Source organism: Actinomadura sp. NBRC 104412, from assembly GCF_030269515.1.
GTDB lineage: Bacteria > Actinomycetota > Actinomycetes > Streptosporangiales > Streptosporangiaceae > Spirillospora.
On record NZ_BSTM01000008.1, the window covers coordinates 178507 to 193913 of the forward strand.

Genomic DNA, 15407 nt, shown 5'->3' on the forward strand with positions numbered 1-15407 from the left:
GGCTGCCCTACCGTGTGGCGACATGAGCGACCGATCCGCCACCGACCGCCCCGCCGCCGACAGCCCCGACCAGCCGGAAGACGGCAAGCCAGAAGACGGCAGGCCACGAGACGAGCGGGAACTCGTTTTCCCCGCCGACTGGCGGGACCTGCTGCATCCGCGGCGCGGCGGAGGCGCCGTCCCGGAGGTCACGGTCGACGGCTCCACCGCCGCGAAGGCCGCCGAGATGCTGGCCGACGGGATGGAGACGGTCGAGGCGGCGCTGCGGTCGCCCGACAGCGAGCGCGCCGTGGTCGGCGCCCTCCGCCGCCACCTGGACGGTGACCCGAACCCGCTGGGCGCGGGGGCGGTCGCCGCCGTCCTGGCGTACCGGCACGGGGGGTACGGACACGTGCTCGGACTGTTTGTGGACACGTGGATCCGCGAGCACGGGCTCACGTTCGCCGCCTGCGCTCTCACCGAGTTCGCGGGCGTGACGGCCCCCTACCGCCATATCGGGAGAGACCAGTGGGCGGTCAGGTTCGCGGACCCCGGGCATGTGATCCACGGCCTTTTCGCCGCACGGCACATCCCCCGCAAGGTACGCGCCCTGCTCGCCACCACGGACGACGAGGCGTACGAGGACGCGGTCAAGCACCTGGCCGACCACCGCGCCATGCCGGCACAGCAGGCGATGGCCACCTACCTGATACCGACCCGGACCGACTGGGTGGAGGAATGCGTCGCCGTGCTGCCGGCCGCCCGACTGCATTTCGGCGGCTGGCTGCTCTGGTGCTCGTTGAGCTCCCCGGACCACGCCGAGGTGCTGGCCACACAACTGCCGCTGGGGCACAGCGAAGTGCAGGCCGACGTTCTCGCCACCATCATCGAGGGCGTCGGCACGGCGATCGCGCCGGCACTCGCCGTGTCCCTCGACAGCAATTCCCTGGACGCCGACCAGCGCAGGCTGGCCCTCCGCACCCTCGCGATGCTGCCCACCGACGAGGCGTTCCAGCTCATGCTGGACCGCCTGGACCGCCCCTACACGGAAGCCGCGTTGGCCGGGGCCGCCGCGCGATTCCCCATGCGCGCGCTGCGTTTGCTCACGTCCGCGTCACGTGGCATGTCCAAGACCTCGTCGTTGGCGGCCGACCTGCTGAAGGCGCACGTCCCGGCCCACCGGGAGCCGGCGCAGAGCCTGCTGCCCGACCTGCCCGCCCAGGACAGGACGGCCCTGGAGGCCGTCCTCGCCTCCACGGCACGGCGTCCCGAGGCACCGGCGGAGGAACTGCCGCCGGTGCTGGTCGCGCCCCCGTGGAGCACACGCCGCAAGGCCGCGAAGAAGTTGACCGTCGCCGGGCTCGAACCGCCCGACCTGAGCTCGGTGTCCTGGGCGCCGGGCGAGCGCGAGAGGTGGAAGGCCGATTCCGGGCCGTCCCAACACTGGCGGGACCTGGACGAGATGGTCCGCAAGTTCGACGAGCTGCGCGCCATAGACCAGGTGTACGTGGTCCTGCACGGCCCCAGGGAGGCCGTCCTGCCGCTGCTCCAGGACTGGGTACCCAAGGAGAACTGGTATCTGGGCTGGAGGCTGCGTGGGTTCGTCGGTCGGTACGGTCTGGACGCGCTGCCCATCGCGCTGCGCCTCGCCAAGGCGGGGCCCGGGAACTGGGGCGGGGCGCTGCTGCCCTTCTTCGACCGGCGGGTCGCCGCGCTCCAGGCGAGCTGGCTCGCGCGGCTGAAGTCGGCCCGCAAGCACGCCGTCGCCTGGTTCGACCGGCACGGTCTCGAAGCGGCGATGATGCTCGTCCCCGACGCCGTCGGCAAGGCCGGGGCCGCCCGGCGCAACGCCGAGGTCGCGCTGCGCCACCTCGCCACCCGCCACGGCGACGAGGCGGTCGTCGAGGTCGCCGGTCGTTACCGGGCCGAGGCCGCCGAGGCGGTCGCCGCGCTGCTGGCCACCGATCCGCTGGAGGTCCTTCCGGCGCGGATCCCCAAGGTCCCCCAGTGGGCCGACCCGCTCGCCCTTCCCCAGGTTCTGCTGCGCGATCGCGAACGCAGCCTGCCCCGGGCGGCCACCGAGCACCTGCTGACGATGCTGGCCTTCTCGACGCCCGACGAGACCTATCCAGGGATCGACATCGTCCGGGAGACCTGTGACCCGGCGTCGCTGGCCGCGTTCTCCTGGGCGGTGTTCAGGCGCTGGCAGGCAAACGGCTCGCCGTCCAAGGACGGCTGGGCGCTCACCCAGCTCGGGCTGCTCGGCGACGACGACGCCGTGCGCGGGCTCGCCCCGATGATCCGCGCCTGGCCGGGGGACGGCGGCCACGCCCGGGCCGTGCAGGGCCTGGACGTGCTCGCCGCCATCGGCACGGACGTCGCGTTGCTGCACCTGTACGGCATCGCGCAGAAGGTGAAGTTCAAGGCGCTCCGCACCCGCGCGCAGGAGAAGATCGAGCAGGTCGCCGCGGAGCTGAGGCTCACCCCCGAGCAGCTCGCCGACCGGCTGGTTCCCGACTTCGGGCTGGACGCCGACGGCAGCATGACCCTCGACTACGGTCCGCGCCGCTTCACCGTGGGCTTCGACGAGCAGCTCAAGCCGTACGTCCTGGACGGGGACGGCAAGCGCCGCAAGGCGCTGCCCAAGCCGGGCGCCAAGGACGACCAGGAGCTCGCGCCCGCGGCCTACAAACGCTTCTCCCAGCTCAAGAAGGACGTCCGGACGGTCGCGGCCGACCAGATCCAGCGGCTGGAGACCGCGATGCTGAAGGGCCGCCGCTGGCCGCTCGCGGAGTTCCAGAAGCTGTTCGTCGGCCACCCCCTCGTCTGGCACATCGTCCGCCGCCTGGTCCTGTCGGCCGAGTACGACGGCGGCACCACCTTCTTCCGGATCGCCGAGGACCGCACGTACGCCGACGCCGGGGACGACGCCATCGACCTCCCGGAGAAGGCGACCGTCGGCATCCCGCACCCCATCGAGCTGGGCGGGACCGTGACGGCCTGGTCGGAGATCTTCGCCGACTACGAGATTCTGCAGCCCTTCGCCCAGCTCGGACGTCCCGTCCACACGCTCCTCGAGTCCGAGCGCGATTCCGGCAGGCTGACCCGCTTCGAGGGCATCACCGTCCCGACCGGGAAGGTGCTGGGGCTGCAACGGCGGGGCTGGGAACGCGGCGAGCCGCAGGACGCCGGCATCGAGAGCTGGATCACCCGCGAGATCGCCCCCGGCCTGTACGTCTCCATAACGCTCGACCCCGGCATCTCCGCGGGTTACGTCGAAATGTTCGAAAACCAGAAACTTACCGTCGTCGCGCTGGGCCGCACCCGCGCCGACCACACGACGGGGACCGCGCAGCCGCGCTTCGGCGACCTGCCCGCCATAGCGGTCTCCGAGATCCTCACCGACCTGACGAACCTCACCGCCGAACACCAAGGAACCCGCCCATGAACGAGGACACCCTGGTCATTCCCGAGGCGTGGCACCGGTCCATCCATCCACGCCGCGGCGGGGTGGCCTTGGTGCCGGCCAAGGTGGCCAAGGGGTCGGTCAAGAAGGCCCAGGGCTATGTGGAGCAGTGCCAGGACTACCTTGACGAGCTCACCGGGGAGGTAGGGGACGCCGGGCTCGCCGTTCAGGCGCGGCTGTATCTGGAAGGGCAGGCCGATCCGCAGGGCGCGGCGGTCGTCGCGCATATCGCGGCGGCGCGGCAGGGGAGCGCCAACCACGCGACGGTGCTGAAGGTCTTCCTCGACGCCTGGATGATCGAGCATGGCGCCGCCTTCACGGCGTGCGCGGTGGTGGAGCTCGGGTCGATCCGGGCCGTTCACGGCACCAGGTCCGTGGACAAGCGCAAGCAGGGGGCCGTCCGCAGAGAATACGCGCTCGGCTCGACCGCGGCGCGGGCGTGCGCGCGCAGGATGCGGGCGTTGCTGGCCGCAGCCGATGACGCCGAGTACGAGCAGGCCGTGGAGCGCCTCGCGGCACTACGTGACGAGAAGTACCGCAGACTCATCGTGTCGTACCTGGTCCCGACCCGGCATGACTGGGTCGCGGAATGCTGTGTCGAGGCTGGCGGCAGACGCCCGTACGGCGACGGGAACCCGCGCGTCCTGCTCTTCCAGTCCCTGGGAACCGCCGACCATGTGACCGCCCTGGGCGGAGACGGCGTGCTGTGGTGGTCGGAGTGCACGGCCGAGGTCGTGACGACCCTGGTCGACGGCCTTGGCGAAGACGTCCTGCCCATCCTTACCGAGTCCCTCGACAACTCCTACCTCGACAGCGCCGATCGCCAGCGGATCCTGGACGCGATAAGCGTGCTGCCGACCGACGAGGCGTTCCAGGCGCTGCTCGACAGGCTCGGCCAGAAGCATGTGCAGCCCGCGCTACTGGCGATGGCGAACCGGTATCCCGTACGCGCAACGCGCATGCTCGCCAACGCCGTCCCGAAGCTACAGGCCAAGGGGGACGCCAAGGCCGCAGGTCGTGTCAAGGACCTGCTGGCAGGCCACATGCTGACCCACGCGGACGCGGCCGACGCCGCCCGCCCGGGGCTGACCGAGGAAGGCCAGGCGGTGGTGGCGGCCCTCGCCGCGGCCACCGTACGGGTGCCGGAGGCGCCGGCGGAGGCGCTGCCCTCCCTGCTGGCCGAGCCGCCCTGGACGCGTCCTCGCAAGGCCGAGAAGCCCGTCGTCATCGCGGGCCTTCCCGTACCGGACGGCGCGGACATGGTGTGGGCCGAGGGCGAGCAGGACGCGTGGGCGGTGCCCGCCTTGCCGCCACGGGGCCGGGTCCCAGCGGACACCGACTGGAAGGCGTTGGCCGAAGAGTTCAGGCAAGGGGGGCTGCTGGGTTACCAGGAGTCACACCTGATGGCGCAGGGCCCGGAGGATGTGGTCCGCCCCCTTCTCTCGGCATGGGGAGGCCCCGGCTACTGCGACGTCGACGATGTGCCCTACCTGATGTCCATCGTCGGCCGCTACGGCTTGGACGCGCTGCCGGTGGCGCTGAAGGCGGCCAGGAACAACCCCGGCTCATGCGCCAAGTTGCTCCTGCCCTACCTGAACGCGCAGGTCGCCGCGCAGATGGCCGCCTGGTACGAACGGGTGAAGACGGCGCGTAACGCGGCGTTGGCCTGGTTCGACCGGCACGGGACGGGGGCCGCGCGCATGCTGATCCCGGCCGCGCTGGGCAAGGCCGGGAAGGTCCGCCGCCAGGCCGAGGGCGCGCTGGTGCTGATCGCCTCCCGTACCGGGCGCGAGCCGATCGTGGAGGCCGCGCGCGAGCACGGCGACCGGGCCGCCGAAGTGATCGGCGCGATGCTGGCCACCGACCCGCTGGACCGCCTCCCGGCCAGGATGCCCGAGGCCACGGAGTGGGCCGATCCCGCCAGGCTGCCGCAAGTGCTGCTGCGCGGGGACGAGCGGGCGCTGCCGATCACGGCGACCCGGCATCTGATCACCATGCTGGCGATGTCCAAGCCCGGCGAGGTGTACGCGGGCCTGGACGTGGTGAAGGAGACGTGCGACCCCGACTCCCTGGCCGCGTTCTCCTGGGAAGTGTTCGAGGAGTGGCAGCGCAACGGCGCCCCGTCCAAGGACCGCTGGGCGCTGCATCAGCTGGCGTGGTTCGGCGACGACGAGACGGTGCGCCGCCTCACCCCGGTGATCCGCGCCTGGCCGGGTGAGGACGGGCATCAGAAGGCGGTCACCGGGCTGGACGTGCTCGCCGAGATCGGCACGGACGTGGCGCTGCTGCACCTGCACGGCATCGCGCAGAAGGTGAAGTTCAAGGGCCTGAGGACACGGGCGCAGGAGAAGATCGCCGAGGTGGCGATGAGGCTCGGGCTGAGCCCGGTGCGGCTGGCCGACCGGCTGGTTCCCGACTTCGGGCTGGACGCCGACGGCAGCATGACCCTCGACTACGGACCGCGCCGCTTCACCGTGGGCTTCGACGAGCAGCTCAAGCCGTACGTCACCGACGAGGACGGCAAGCGCCGCAAGGCGCTGCCCAAGCCGGGCGCCAAGGACGACCAGGAGCTCGCGCCCGCCGCGTACAAGAGGTTCGCGAACCTGAAGAAGGACGTGCGGACGGTCGCCGCCGACCAGGTCGCCCGGCTGGAGTCGGCGATGGTGGCGCGGCGCCGCTGGACGCCGGAGGAGTTCCGGACCCTGTTCGTCGAGCACCCGCTGATCTGGCACATCGCCCGCCGCCTGGTCTGGCTGGCGGAGGACGGGGGCGGCGCGGCGCTGCCCTTCCGCCTGGCCGAGGACCGCACCCTCGCGGACGTGGACGACGATGCCTTCACTCTCCCCGACAAGGCGTCGATCGGCATCGCGCATCCCCTCGACCTCGGGGACGAGGGGACGGCGGCCTGGTCGGAGGTGTTCGCCGACTACGAGATCCTCCAGCCGTTCCCGCAGCTTGGCCGGGAGACCCACGTGCTGACCGACGAGGAGCGCGCGTCCGAGCGGCTGGCCCGCTTCGAGGGGATCACGGTCCCGGTGCACACCGTGCTGGGGCTGGTGCGGCGCGGCTGGGAGCGCGGCATGCCGCTGGACGCCGGCATCGAGCGGTGGATCTCCAAGCCCGTGCCCGGCGGCCTGCACGTGGTGATCGACCTGGACGGGGGCATCAGCGTCGGCTACATCGCGGAGAGCGAGGACCAGACCCTCAACGCGGTCTGGATCAACGACCGGCCCGACGACTTCTGGGCCGGCGGGGACCTCCGGCACACCTTCGGCGAGCTCGACCCGGTCACCGCGTCCGAGGTGCTGGCCGACCTGACCTGGCTGGCCGGATCCGCGCTCTGACCCCCCGAGAAACCCCCCGAGAACGACGACCCACGCAGACGATCCGCGGATGAGAAGAGAGCATGACCGCACAGGCACGTGAAGAGGAAGACCGGCTGCAGCGTCCCCCGGCGGAGCTGCGGTTCGCCGACGAGCTGGCCAGGCTGCGGGAGGACGACACCGCCCCGCGCCCGCCCGGCTGGGCGCTGAGCCTGGAGGCGGCGCGCCGCTTCATCGTCGGCGATCCCGGCCGGGGCGTGCGGCGCAAGTTCGTCGGCGACCCGTCGCTGATCGACCGCGCCCTGGTCGCCCTGGCCACCAGCCGCGGGCTGATGCTGGTGGGCGAGCCCGGCACCGCCAAGTCGCTGCTGTCGGAGCTGATCGCGGCGGCCGTCAGCGGCGACTCCACCCTCACCATCCAGGGCGGCGCCGCCACCACCGAGGACCAGATCAAGTACTCGTGGAACTACGCGCTGCTGGTGTCGGAGGGCCCGTCCACCCGGTCGCTGGTGCCGGCGCCGCTGCTGCGCGGGATGGCCGAGGGCAAGGTGGTGCGGTTCGAGGAGATCACCCGCTGCCCGCTGGAGGTGCAGGACTCGCTGCTGTCGCCGCTGTCGGACCGGGTGCTGGCCATTCCCGAGCTGACCGGTCCCGACGCGATGGTGTTCGCCCGCGAGGGGTTCAACGTCATCGCGACCGCCAACACCCGTGACCGCGGCGTCAACGAGATGAGCGCGGCGCTCAAGCGGCGGTTCAACTTCGAGACGGTGTTCCCGATCGCGGACTTCGCCACCGAGCTCGACCTGGTGGAGTCGGAGGCGTCCCGGCTCCTGGAACAGTCGGGGGTGGGGGTGCCGCCTCGGCGGGACGTGCTGGAGGTGCTGGTCACCACGTTCCGCGAGCTGCGCTCCGGCAAGGCGGCCGACGGCCAGTCCATGGACCGGCTGTCGACGGTCATGAGCACGGCCGAGGCGGTGTCGGTCGCGCACGCGGTCGGCATCCGCGGCTGGTTCCTGCGCGGAGAGGAGGGCACGCCGGAGGACATCGTGGAGTGCCTGGCCGGGACGGCCGCCAAGGACAACCCCGACGACCTGGCCGCACTGCGCCGCTACCTGGAGCAGCAGGCCGCGCGCCGCAGCGGCCGGCAGTGGAAGGCCCTGCACGCCGCCCGCCACCGTCTCCCGGGCTGATGGCCGCGGTGCACGAGTCGCCTCTGGGCGCGGCGGCCCCGCAGAGTCCGCCCGAGGGGGAGGACGGGGTCACCTACATCGGGGTGCGGCATCACAGCCCCGCCTGCGCGCGTCTGGTCCGCGACACGATCAGGCGGCTGCGTCCCGCGCACGTGCTGGTGGAGGGGCCTGCCGACTTCAGCGGGCGGCTGGACGAGCTGCTGCTCGGCCATGACCTGCCGATCGCGATCTTCAGCCATTACCGGGACGAGCGGCGGACGCACGCGTCCTGGTCGCCGTTCTGCGAGTACTCGCCCGAATGGGTGGCGATCGGCGAGGGCCGAGCGTGCGGCGCGGAGGTGCGGTTCATCGACCTGCCCGCCTGGCACCCGGCGTTCGCCGGCCGGCGCAACCGGTACGCCGACGCCGACGAGCGCTACGCCGAGGTCATCGAACGGCTCTGCGCGGCGTTCGCGGTGGACAACATCGACGCCCTCTGGGACCACATGTTCGAGGGCGACGACGACAACGGCGACCTGGGCGAACGCCTCGCCGCCTACTTCGACCTCGTCCGGGGGGAGTCCGACGCCGGGGAGGACGACACCGCGCGCGAGGCGTACATGGCGCGCTGGGTGCGCGCGGCGGTGGCCGACGCGGACGGACGCCCGGTCGTGGTGGTCACCGGCGGCTTCCACCGGGCCGCCATCCGCCGCCTCGTCCAAGGCGGCGACGACAAGGAGACCGGCTGGCCGGACGTGCCGATGCCGCCGGAGGGCGCGCTGGGCGGCAGCTACCTGGTGCCGTACTCCTTCAAGCGGCTGGACGCGTTCACCGGCTACCAGTCGGGGATGCCGTCACCGGAGTACTACCAGCGCCTGTGGGAGGGCGGGCCGGAGGCCGCGGCGGCCGGGCTGACCGAGGTCGTGGTGGCGCGGCTGCGCAAGCGCCGCCAGCGGGTGTCGACCGCCGACCTGATCGCCGCGCGGACGCTCACCGAGGGGCTGGCGCGGCTGCGCGGGCACCGCCACCCGTCCCGTACCGACCTGCTGGACGGGCTGGTCGCCGCGCTGGTCACCGACGACCTCGACCAGCGGCTGCCGTGGACGTCCCGTGGCCCGCTGGAGCCGGGCGCGCATCCCGCGGTGGCCGAGATGGTCGCGGCGCTGAGCGGCGACCGGGTCGGCGCGCTGCGTCCGGGAACGCCCGCGCCGCCGCTGCTGCACGATGTGAACGCCGAGCTCGAACGGCTCAAGCTGGACGGCTGGGGCGCGGTGAACCTGAAGCTGTCCGACGACAGGGGGTTGCGCCGCAGCCGCGTCCTGCACCGCCTGAGGGTGTTGGGGATCCCGGGCTTCACCCGCGAGTCGGGTCCGGCCACGGGAGCGGAGCCGGTGCTGGAGGAGCGCTGGACGCTGGAGCCCGGCGAGCACCGGCTGCCCGCGCTGATCGAGGCGGGCGCGTACGGCGCGACGCTGCGGGACGCCGCCGCGACCGTCCTGGAGCAACGTGCCCAGGACGCGGGCACGGAGATCGGGCGCCTGGCCGTCGTCCTGTTCGACGCCGCGCTGTGCGGCTGCACCGACATCTCGGACCGGATCGCCGGGACGATCACACCCGCCATCGCCGCCGCGACCGAACTGGGCGGGCTCGGGGACGTCCTCGGCACCACGCTGGGCCTGTGGCGGCACGACCGGCTGCTCGGCACGGCGGGCAGCCCGCTGTTCGGCACGGTCGTCGAGAGCTGTGTCACCCGGGTGCTGTGGCTGGTGGAGGGGATGCGCGGCGGCCCCGCCCCGGCGGAACCGGCCCGGCTGCGCGCGCTCGCGGCGACCCGCGACGCGCTGCTGCACGCGTCCGGGACCCTTGACCTCGACCGGGACGCGGCGCTCGCGGTCGCGGAACGGGTCAGCGTCTGCGCCGAGGCGCCGCCCGACCTGCGCGGCGCCGCGTTCGGCCTGGGCTGGTCGCTGGGCGCCGCCGCCGATCCGGTACGCGCGGTGCTGGGCGCGGCGAGCCCGCGGATCGTCGGCGACTGGCTGGCTGGGCTGTTCGCCCTGGCCCGGGACGAGGTCCTGGCCGCCGAGGACGCGTCGGCGGGGCCGGGGGAGCGCAGCGTCCTGGCCGTCCTGGACGAGCTGATCGGCGGGCTGTCCGAGCACGACTTCCTGATCGCGCTGCCCGCGCTGCGGCAGGCGTTCGAGTTCTTTCCTCCGCGCGAGCGCGAGACGATCGCGCGGCGGCTGCTGGAGAGGCGTGGCGTGCGCGGCTCGGCCCGCTCACTGCTGCGCACCGGGCGTGACCCGTTGGTGCTGGCCGAGGCGCGCGCCCTGGAGGAGAGGGTGGACGCGCTGCTCGCAGCCGAGGGCCTGGCCTCCTCCGGGGCCGAGGTGCGAAAGGAAACGGAATGAACCCCCAGCCCGACCCGTCCCTGGAGCGCTGGCGGCTGGTGCTGGGCGCGCCGGCGGAGGAGTCCTGCGGCGCGCTCGGCGGTGACGCGGCCGGACGCGATCAGGCGCTCGGCTGGCTGTACGGGCGCGACCCCGACCTGGAGCGGCGGGGCGTGCGCCGAGGCGGGAACAAGCCCGCCGGCGAGAGGGCAGGCGGGGACGGGCCGTCCGTGCTCACCACCGTCGACTGGCTCGACGACGTCCACCGGCTGTTCCCCAAGGAGACCATCGAGCGGCTGGAGCGCGACGCGGTCGAACGCTACGAGATCCACGAGGTGGTCACCGACCCGGCCGTGCTGGAACGCATCGAACCCAACCCGACCCTGCTGCGCGCCGTCCTGCGCACCAAGCACCTGATGAACCCCGAGGTGCTGGCGCTGGCGCGGCGCATCGTCGAGCAGGTCGTCCAGGAGCTGATGCGGAAGATGGCCACGCAGGTGCGGCAGGCGTTCCACGGCACCAGGTCGCGGCGTCCGAGCCGGTGGAAGCAGGCCCGCAACTTCGACTTCCACACCACCATCCGCGCCAACCTGGGGCACTACCGGCCGGAGGAGGGGCGGCTCTACATCGAGCATCCGCACTTCGTGTCCCGCACGAAGCGGCAGGTCGACCGGTGGCAGATGATCCTGATCGTGGACCAGTCGGGCTCGATGGTCGGCTCGGTGATCCACTCGGCGGTGACCGCCGCCTGCCTGTGGGGGCTGCCGGGACTGAAGACCCATCTGATCGCCTTCGACACCAGCGTGGTCGATCTGACCTCCGATGTCACCGATCCCGTGGAACTGCTGATGAAGGTGCAGCTCGGCGGCGGCACCGACATCGGGCGCGCGGTGGAGTACGGCGCCGGGCTGATCGAGAACCCGCGCCGCGCCATCCTCGCCGTGGTCACCGACTTCTACGAGGGCGGTGACCCGTACCGGCTGGTCCGCACGGTGAAGCGGTTGGTGGAGCAGGGCACGCACGTGCTGGGCCTGGCGGCGCTGGACGAGGAGGCCAACCCGTCCTACGACCGCGAGCTCGCGCAGCGCCTGGCGAACGTGGGGGCTCATGTCGGCGCGATGACACCGGGCGAGCTGGCCGGGTTCGTGGCGGAACGGATCGGCCGATGACCCGCGCCGACCTGCTCGCCCTCACGCCCGACTCGCTGGCCGCGCTCGCCAACCGGGGCCTGGTCAAGCGGGCGGCCAAGGACCTGGACGCGGGCACCGTCCCGGACGTGAGCGTGGCCGGCGACGGGTCCGTGGAGGGGGTGTTCCCCGACGGCACACGCACCACGCTTCCCGGGGGCGGCGGGCTGGAAGGCGCGTCGTGCACGTGCGCGGCCACGGGCGTGTGCCGTCATCAGATCGGCCTCGTCCTCGCCTACCAGCGGCAGGCGGCCGAGACGCCCGAGGAGCCGGCCGCGGACACGCCCGAGGCGTTCGAGGACTGGTCGCCCGGGACGTACGACGACGAGGCGCTGGCCCGCGTCCTGGGCGAACGCGCCCTCACGGCGGCGCGCCGCACGTACCGGACGGGCTACGCGGCGCGCGTCCACCGCCCCACGGCCGCCGATCCGGTCGCGTCGGTGGAGCTGCCGACGTGCACGGTGCGGTTCCTGGTGCCGGGGGAGCTGGGCTACGTCCACACCGACGCGGTCGCGGCGATGCGCGGCGAGGTCGTCGTGCTCGCGGTCTGGGCGTTCCGTGCCGCCGACGAGCGAGGACTGCCGGGCCCCGACGTCCGCGTGGACGTCGGCGGCAAGAACGCCGGGGAGGGCACGGTCACCGCCTCCGGCCTGGAACAGGTGCTGGACCTGGCCGATCAGGTGCTCCTGGAGGGGGCCATGCACGCCGGTCCCGTCCTGGGCACCGCGCTGCACCGCGCGTCCCGCGAGCTCACCGCCAAGGGCCTGCACTGGCCCGCCGCCGCGTTCGACGACCTGGCCGCGCAACTGGCCGCGTACCGTGAACGCGGCGCCCACCACGAGCCGGAGCGCCTCGCCGCGCTGCTCGCCGAAATCCACGCCAGGCATCGCGCCGCGCTCGCCCAGGGCGGCAGCCCGCGCTCGCAGGTGCTCGGCACGGACGAGTCCGCCGAGACCCCGCTGCGCAGGGTCCGGCTCACCGCGCTGGGCTGCCGGGTGGGCGGCGACGACTCCGAACGCACCGCCGACGTGTACCTGGCCCATACGGACACCGGCATCGTGCTGGTGCTGAAGCGGCGCTGGGAGGTGGCCGAGGACCAGCCCCTGACCGGCCACGACCTGGCGGGGCGCAGGATCGCGGGCGCGGCGCTGCGCGCGCTCTCGGCCGCCAACGTGGTCTCGGAGAACGCGACGCGCAGCCCGAGCCGTGTGGTGCGCCTGGGCACCGGACGGGTGTCCAAGACGACGGTGACGCCGGTCGGCACGTCCTGGGGCGACCTTCCCGGCACGGTGCTGGCCCGCGACCTGCGGGCGCTGGAGGAGGAGCTGGCCGCGCAGCCGCCCCGGCTCGTCCGGCCGCGGGTGGAGGCCGAGGCCGTCCGCGTCATGGAGGTCGCGGACGTCCGGAACATCGGCTACCACGCGGGCGCGCAGATCCTGCGGGCGACGGTCGCCGACGCGGAGGGCAGCACCGCCGTGGTGTCCGCCGCGTACTCGCCGTACAGCCCGGGGGCGCTGGACGCCCTGGCCGAGGCGCTGAGCGAGGGACCCCGTTACATCAGCGGGGCGGTGCGGCGCGCCCGCGGCACGCTGATCGTCGACCCGATCGCGGTCCTGACCGCCGAGGGCGTCGTCGTTCCCGACCTGGCGCCGGGCGACGGCGGCGCCGCGCTCGACCCGCGCGGCGCCGAGGAGGCCGATCCGCTCAGCCGGGCGCTGTCCGACGGCCTCGCGGTCTGCGCCGAGGCCGCCCACCGGGGGCTGCGTCACCTTCCGCGCGGTGTCCGCGCCCGCGTCGGCCGTGTCGCGGACGGGCTGCGCGCCACCGGGCTCGCATCCACGGCGGCGCTGCTGGACGCCCTCGCCGCGGCCCTCGACGGTGACGACCCGCGGCGGACGGTCACGGCCTGGGCGGACGCCCAGATCCGGCTCACGACCGCCGTCGAACTGCGCTGAGGCGATGGCAACCGGAGGCGGTTCCCAGGGGTCCAACCAGGCGAGGGGGTCGCCTCATGCAGTTCATCGAGTCCACCGCGATGGGCGTCCGCTCGGCAGTGATCACGCTGGGCCGCCGGAGCACTCCGCTGACGTTCGTGCTGTTCCCCATGGTCCATGTGGGGCGCCGGTCGTTCTACGACGAGGTCGCGTCCCGCGCGTCGGCCTGCGACCTGATCGTGGCCGAGGGCGGTCCGGACGCGCCTCCCGCGCAGGCCCGGATGGCGCGGCTGCGCTGGGACGACCAGGTGGACCAGCTCAACGCGCTCGACCTGGAGTCGCTCGGCGTGCCCATCATCTGGGAGGGCGGCGACACGCGTCCGGCCGAGGAGCGGGCGCGCGACCGCGAGGCGCGCTCCACCCGTGACCGGATCCTGGAGACCGCGGTGGACTCGGCGTTCGCGCTCGGGCTGCGGGCGCTGGGCCGGTACGGCGATCCGCGCGACCACCCCGGCGTCGACCAGGTCGACATGCACGACCGGTGGGTGCCCGAAGGCGGGATCGGCGGTTTCCTGGAACGGAAGATCCTGGCGGAGCGGGACCGCAGGCTGGTGCGGACGCTCGGGACGATCCACCGCGAACGCCACCACGAGCCCGTCAAGGTCGCCGTGGTGTGGGGCGCCGCGCACATGACGGCGGTCGTCGACGCGCTGAGGACCGACTTCCGCTACGTCGTGAGGCACGCCGAATGGATCACGGTCACCGGCCACTGACACCGCGCTAGGCCGCGGCCTCCCCGATGCGGACGCTCTCCACCCACCCCGGCGGGTCCGGCGGCTGCGTGCCCACGAGCGCCGCGATGATCCGGCACGTCACCGGCTCCTCCGGCCACGGTGTGTACCCGTCGGTGAGCACGATGATCACGTTCGGCCGGTCCCCGCCCTGCAACGCGCGGTCGATGCCGACCCGCATGTCGGTGCCGCCGCCCCCGCCCAGCTCCACCTGCTCGGCCTTCGTCACCCGGGACACCGCGCGCACGTCGGCGTCGCAGGCCAGCACGCTGACCCGGTTGCCGCGCACGCCGACCTCGCGCAGCACCCCGGTCACCTCGGCCATGGCCGCCGCCAGGTCGTCCTCGCCCATCGACCCCGAGGTGTCGACGACGATCGCGACGCGCGGCAGCGGGCGGCGCAGCGTCGGCAGCACGACCCCGCGGATCGCGGCGGTGCGCCGGGACGGCCGCTGGTAGGTGTAGTCGACCGCGCCGCCCGCCCAGGCGACCGCCTCGCGCACCGCGCCCGCCAGCATCCGGCGCCAGTCGACCGTGGGCTCCAGCACCTGCTCGGCCCAGCGCCTCCACCCGGCGGGGACGGTGCCGCGGGCCCGTTCGTGCGCGCGGATCGCCTCGGCCGTGGCCCGCCGCAGCGACTCCGCCTCCACGGTACTGACCTTCGGCGCGCCGGGACCGTCGCTCTCCCAGGGCGAGGGCACGCCGTGCGCTCCCGACCCGCAGTCCAGGTGGAGCTCCTGGGGCGGGATGCCGGGCAGGTACTGCTCGAACAGCTTCCCTTTGTCCAGGCCGAACAGGCGGGGCTCCATGCGCCCCTCCGGCAGCGGCAGCCGGTCGTCGATCAGATCGTCGTTGATCTCGCAGTCCTGCGCGATGTTGACCCGGGTCCGGTCGCGCTGGTCGGCCGCCGGCAGCCGGTCGGCGCGGCCGTGGTGGTCGCGCAGCAGGTGCGAGACCTCGTGGATCCACACCGCCGCCAGCTCCTGGACGGGCGTCGTCTCCACGAACGCCGGGGAGACGTAGCAGCGCCAGTGCCGGTCCACGCCCATCGTCGGCACCCCGGAGGACTCGACGACCGACAGCGAGTACAGGGCCGACGCCAGGTAGGGCCGGTCGGTCGCGGCCCGGTACCGGGCGGCCAGCAGCTTGGTCCGGTCGAGCCCGCCGCCCAT

Annotated in this window: 8 protein-coding genes; 7 read left to right on the top strand and 1 reads right to left on the bottom strand. The window is 73.4% G+C overall.

Annotation, left to right across the window (positions count from 1 at the left end):
- Positions 1-22: 22 nt before the first annotated feature.
- From QSK21_RS12945 to QSK21_RS12975, 7 genes are all read left to right on the top strand, one after another.
- Positions 23-3427: a DUF4132 domain-containing protein gene (locus QSK21_RS12945; protein ID WP_285695867.1), complete on the top strand. Its 3405-nt coding sequence runs from the start codon at positions 23-25 to the stop codon at positions 3425-3427.
- Entirely contained in the window at positions 3424-6789 is a 3366-nt protein-coding gene (locus QSK21_RS12950) for a DUF4132 domain-containing protein (protein WP_285695868.1), read from the top strand. Before QSK21_RS12945 ends, QSK21_RS12950 begins: the two co-directional genes overlap by 4 nt.
- Before the next feature lie 62 nt (positions 6790-6851).
- Positions 6852-7958 carry an ATP-binding protein gene (locus QSK21_RS12955; RefSeq protein ID WP_285695869.1) on the top strand — a complete coding sequence of 369 codons (1107 nt, stop codon included), beginning with the start codon at positions 6852-6854 and terminating at the stop codon, positions 7956-7958.
- Positions 7958-10345 carry a DUF5682 family protein gene (locus QSK21_RS12960; RefSeq protein ID WP_285695870.1) on the top strand — a complete coding sequence of 796 codons (2388 nt, stop codon included), beginning with the start codon at positions 7958-7960 and terminating at the stop codon, positions 10343-10345. The genes QSK21_RS12955 and QSK21_RS12960 overlap by 1 nt, the downstream gene beginning before the upstream one ends.
- Complete coding sequence (locus QSK21_RS12965) at positions 10342-11493, top strand: VWA domain-containing protein (RefSeq protein WP_285695871.1); 1152 nt, start codon at positions 10342-10344, stop codon at positions 11491-11493. The genes QSK21_RS12960 and QSK21_RS12965 overlap by 4 nt, the downstream gene beginning before the upstream one ends.
- Positions 11490-13466: a YehQ family protein gene (locus QSK21_RS12970; RefSeq protein ID WP_285695872.1), complete on the top strand. Its 1977-nt coding sequence runs from the start codon at positions 11490-11492 to the stop codon at positions 13464-13466. Before QSK21_RS12965 ends, QSK21_RS12970 begins: the two co-directional genes overlap by 4 nt.
- Positions 13467-13522: 56 nt before the next feature.
- Complete coding sequence (locus QSK21_RS12975; protein ID WP_285695874.1) at positions 13523-14218, top strand: hypothetical protein; 696 nt, start codon at positions 13523-13525, stop codon at positions 14216-14218.
- A 7-nt stretch (positions 14219-14225) separates the two neighbouring features.
- Here the strand turns inward: QSK21_RS12975 and QSK21_RS12980 are convergent, their stop codons facing one another.
- Positions 14226-15407, bottom strand: a complete 1182-nt coding sequence (locus QSK21_RS12980) for a vWA domain-containing protein (RefSeq protein ID WP_285695875.1) — start codon at positions 15405-15407, stop codon at positions 14226-14228.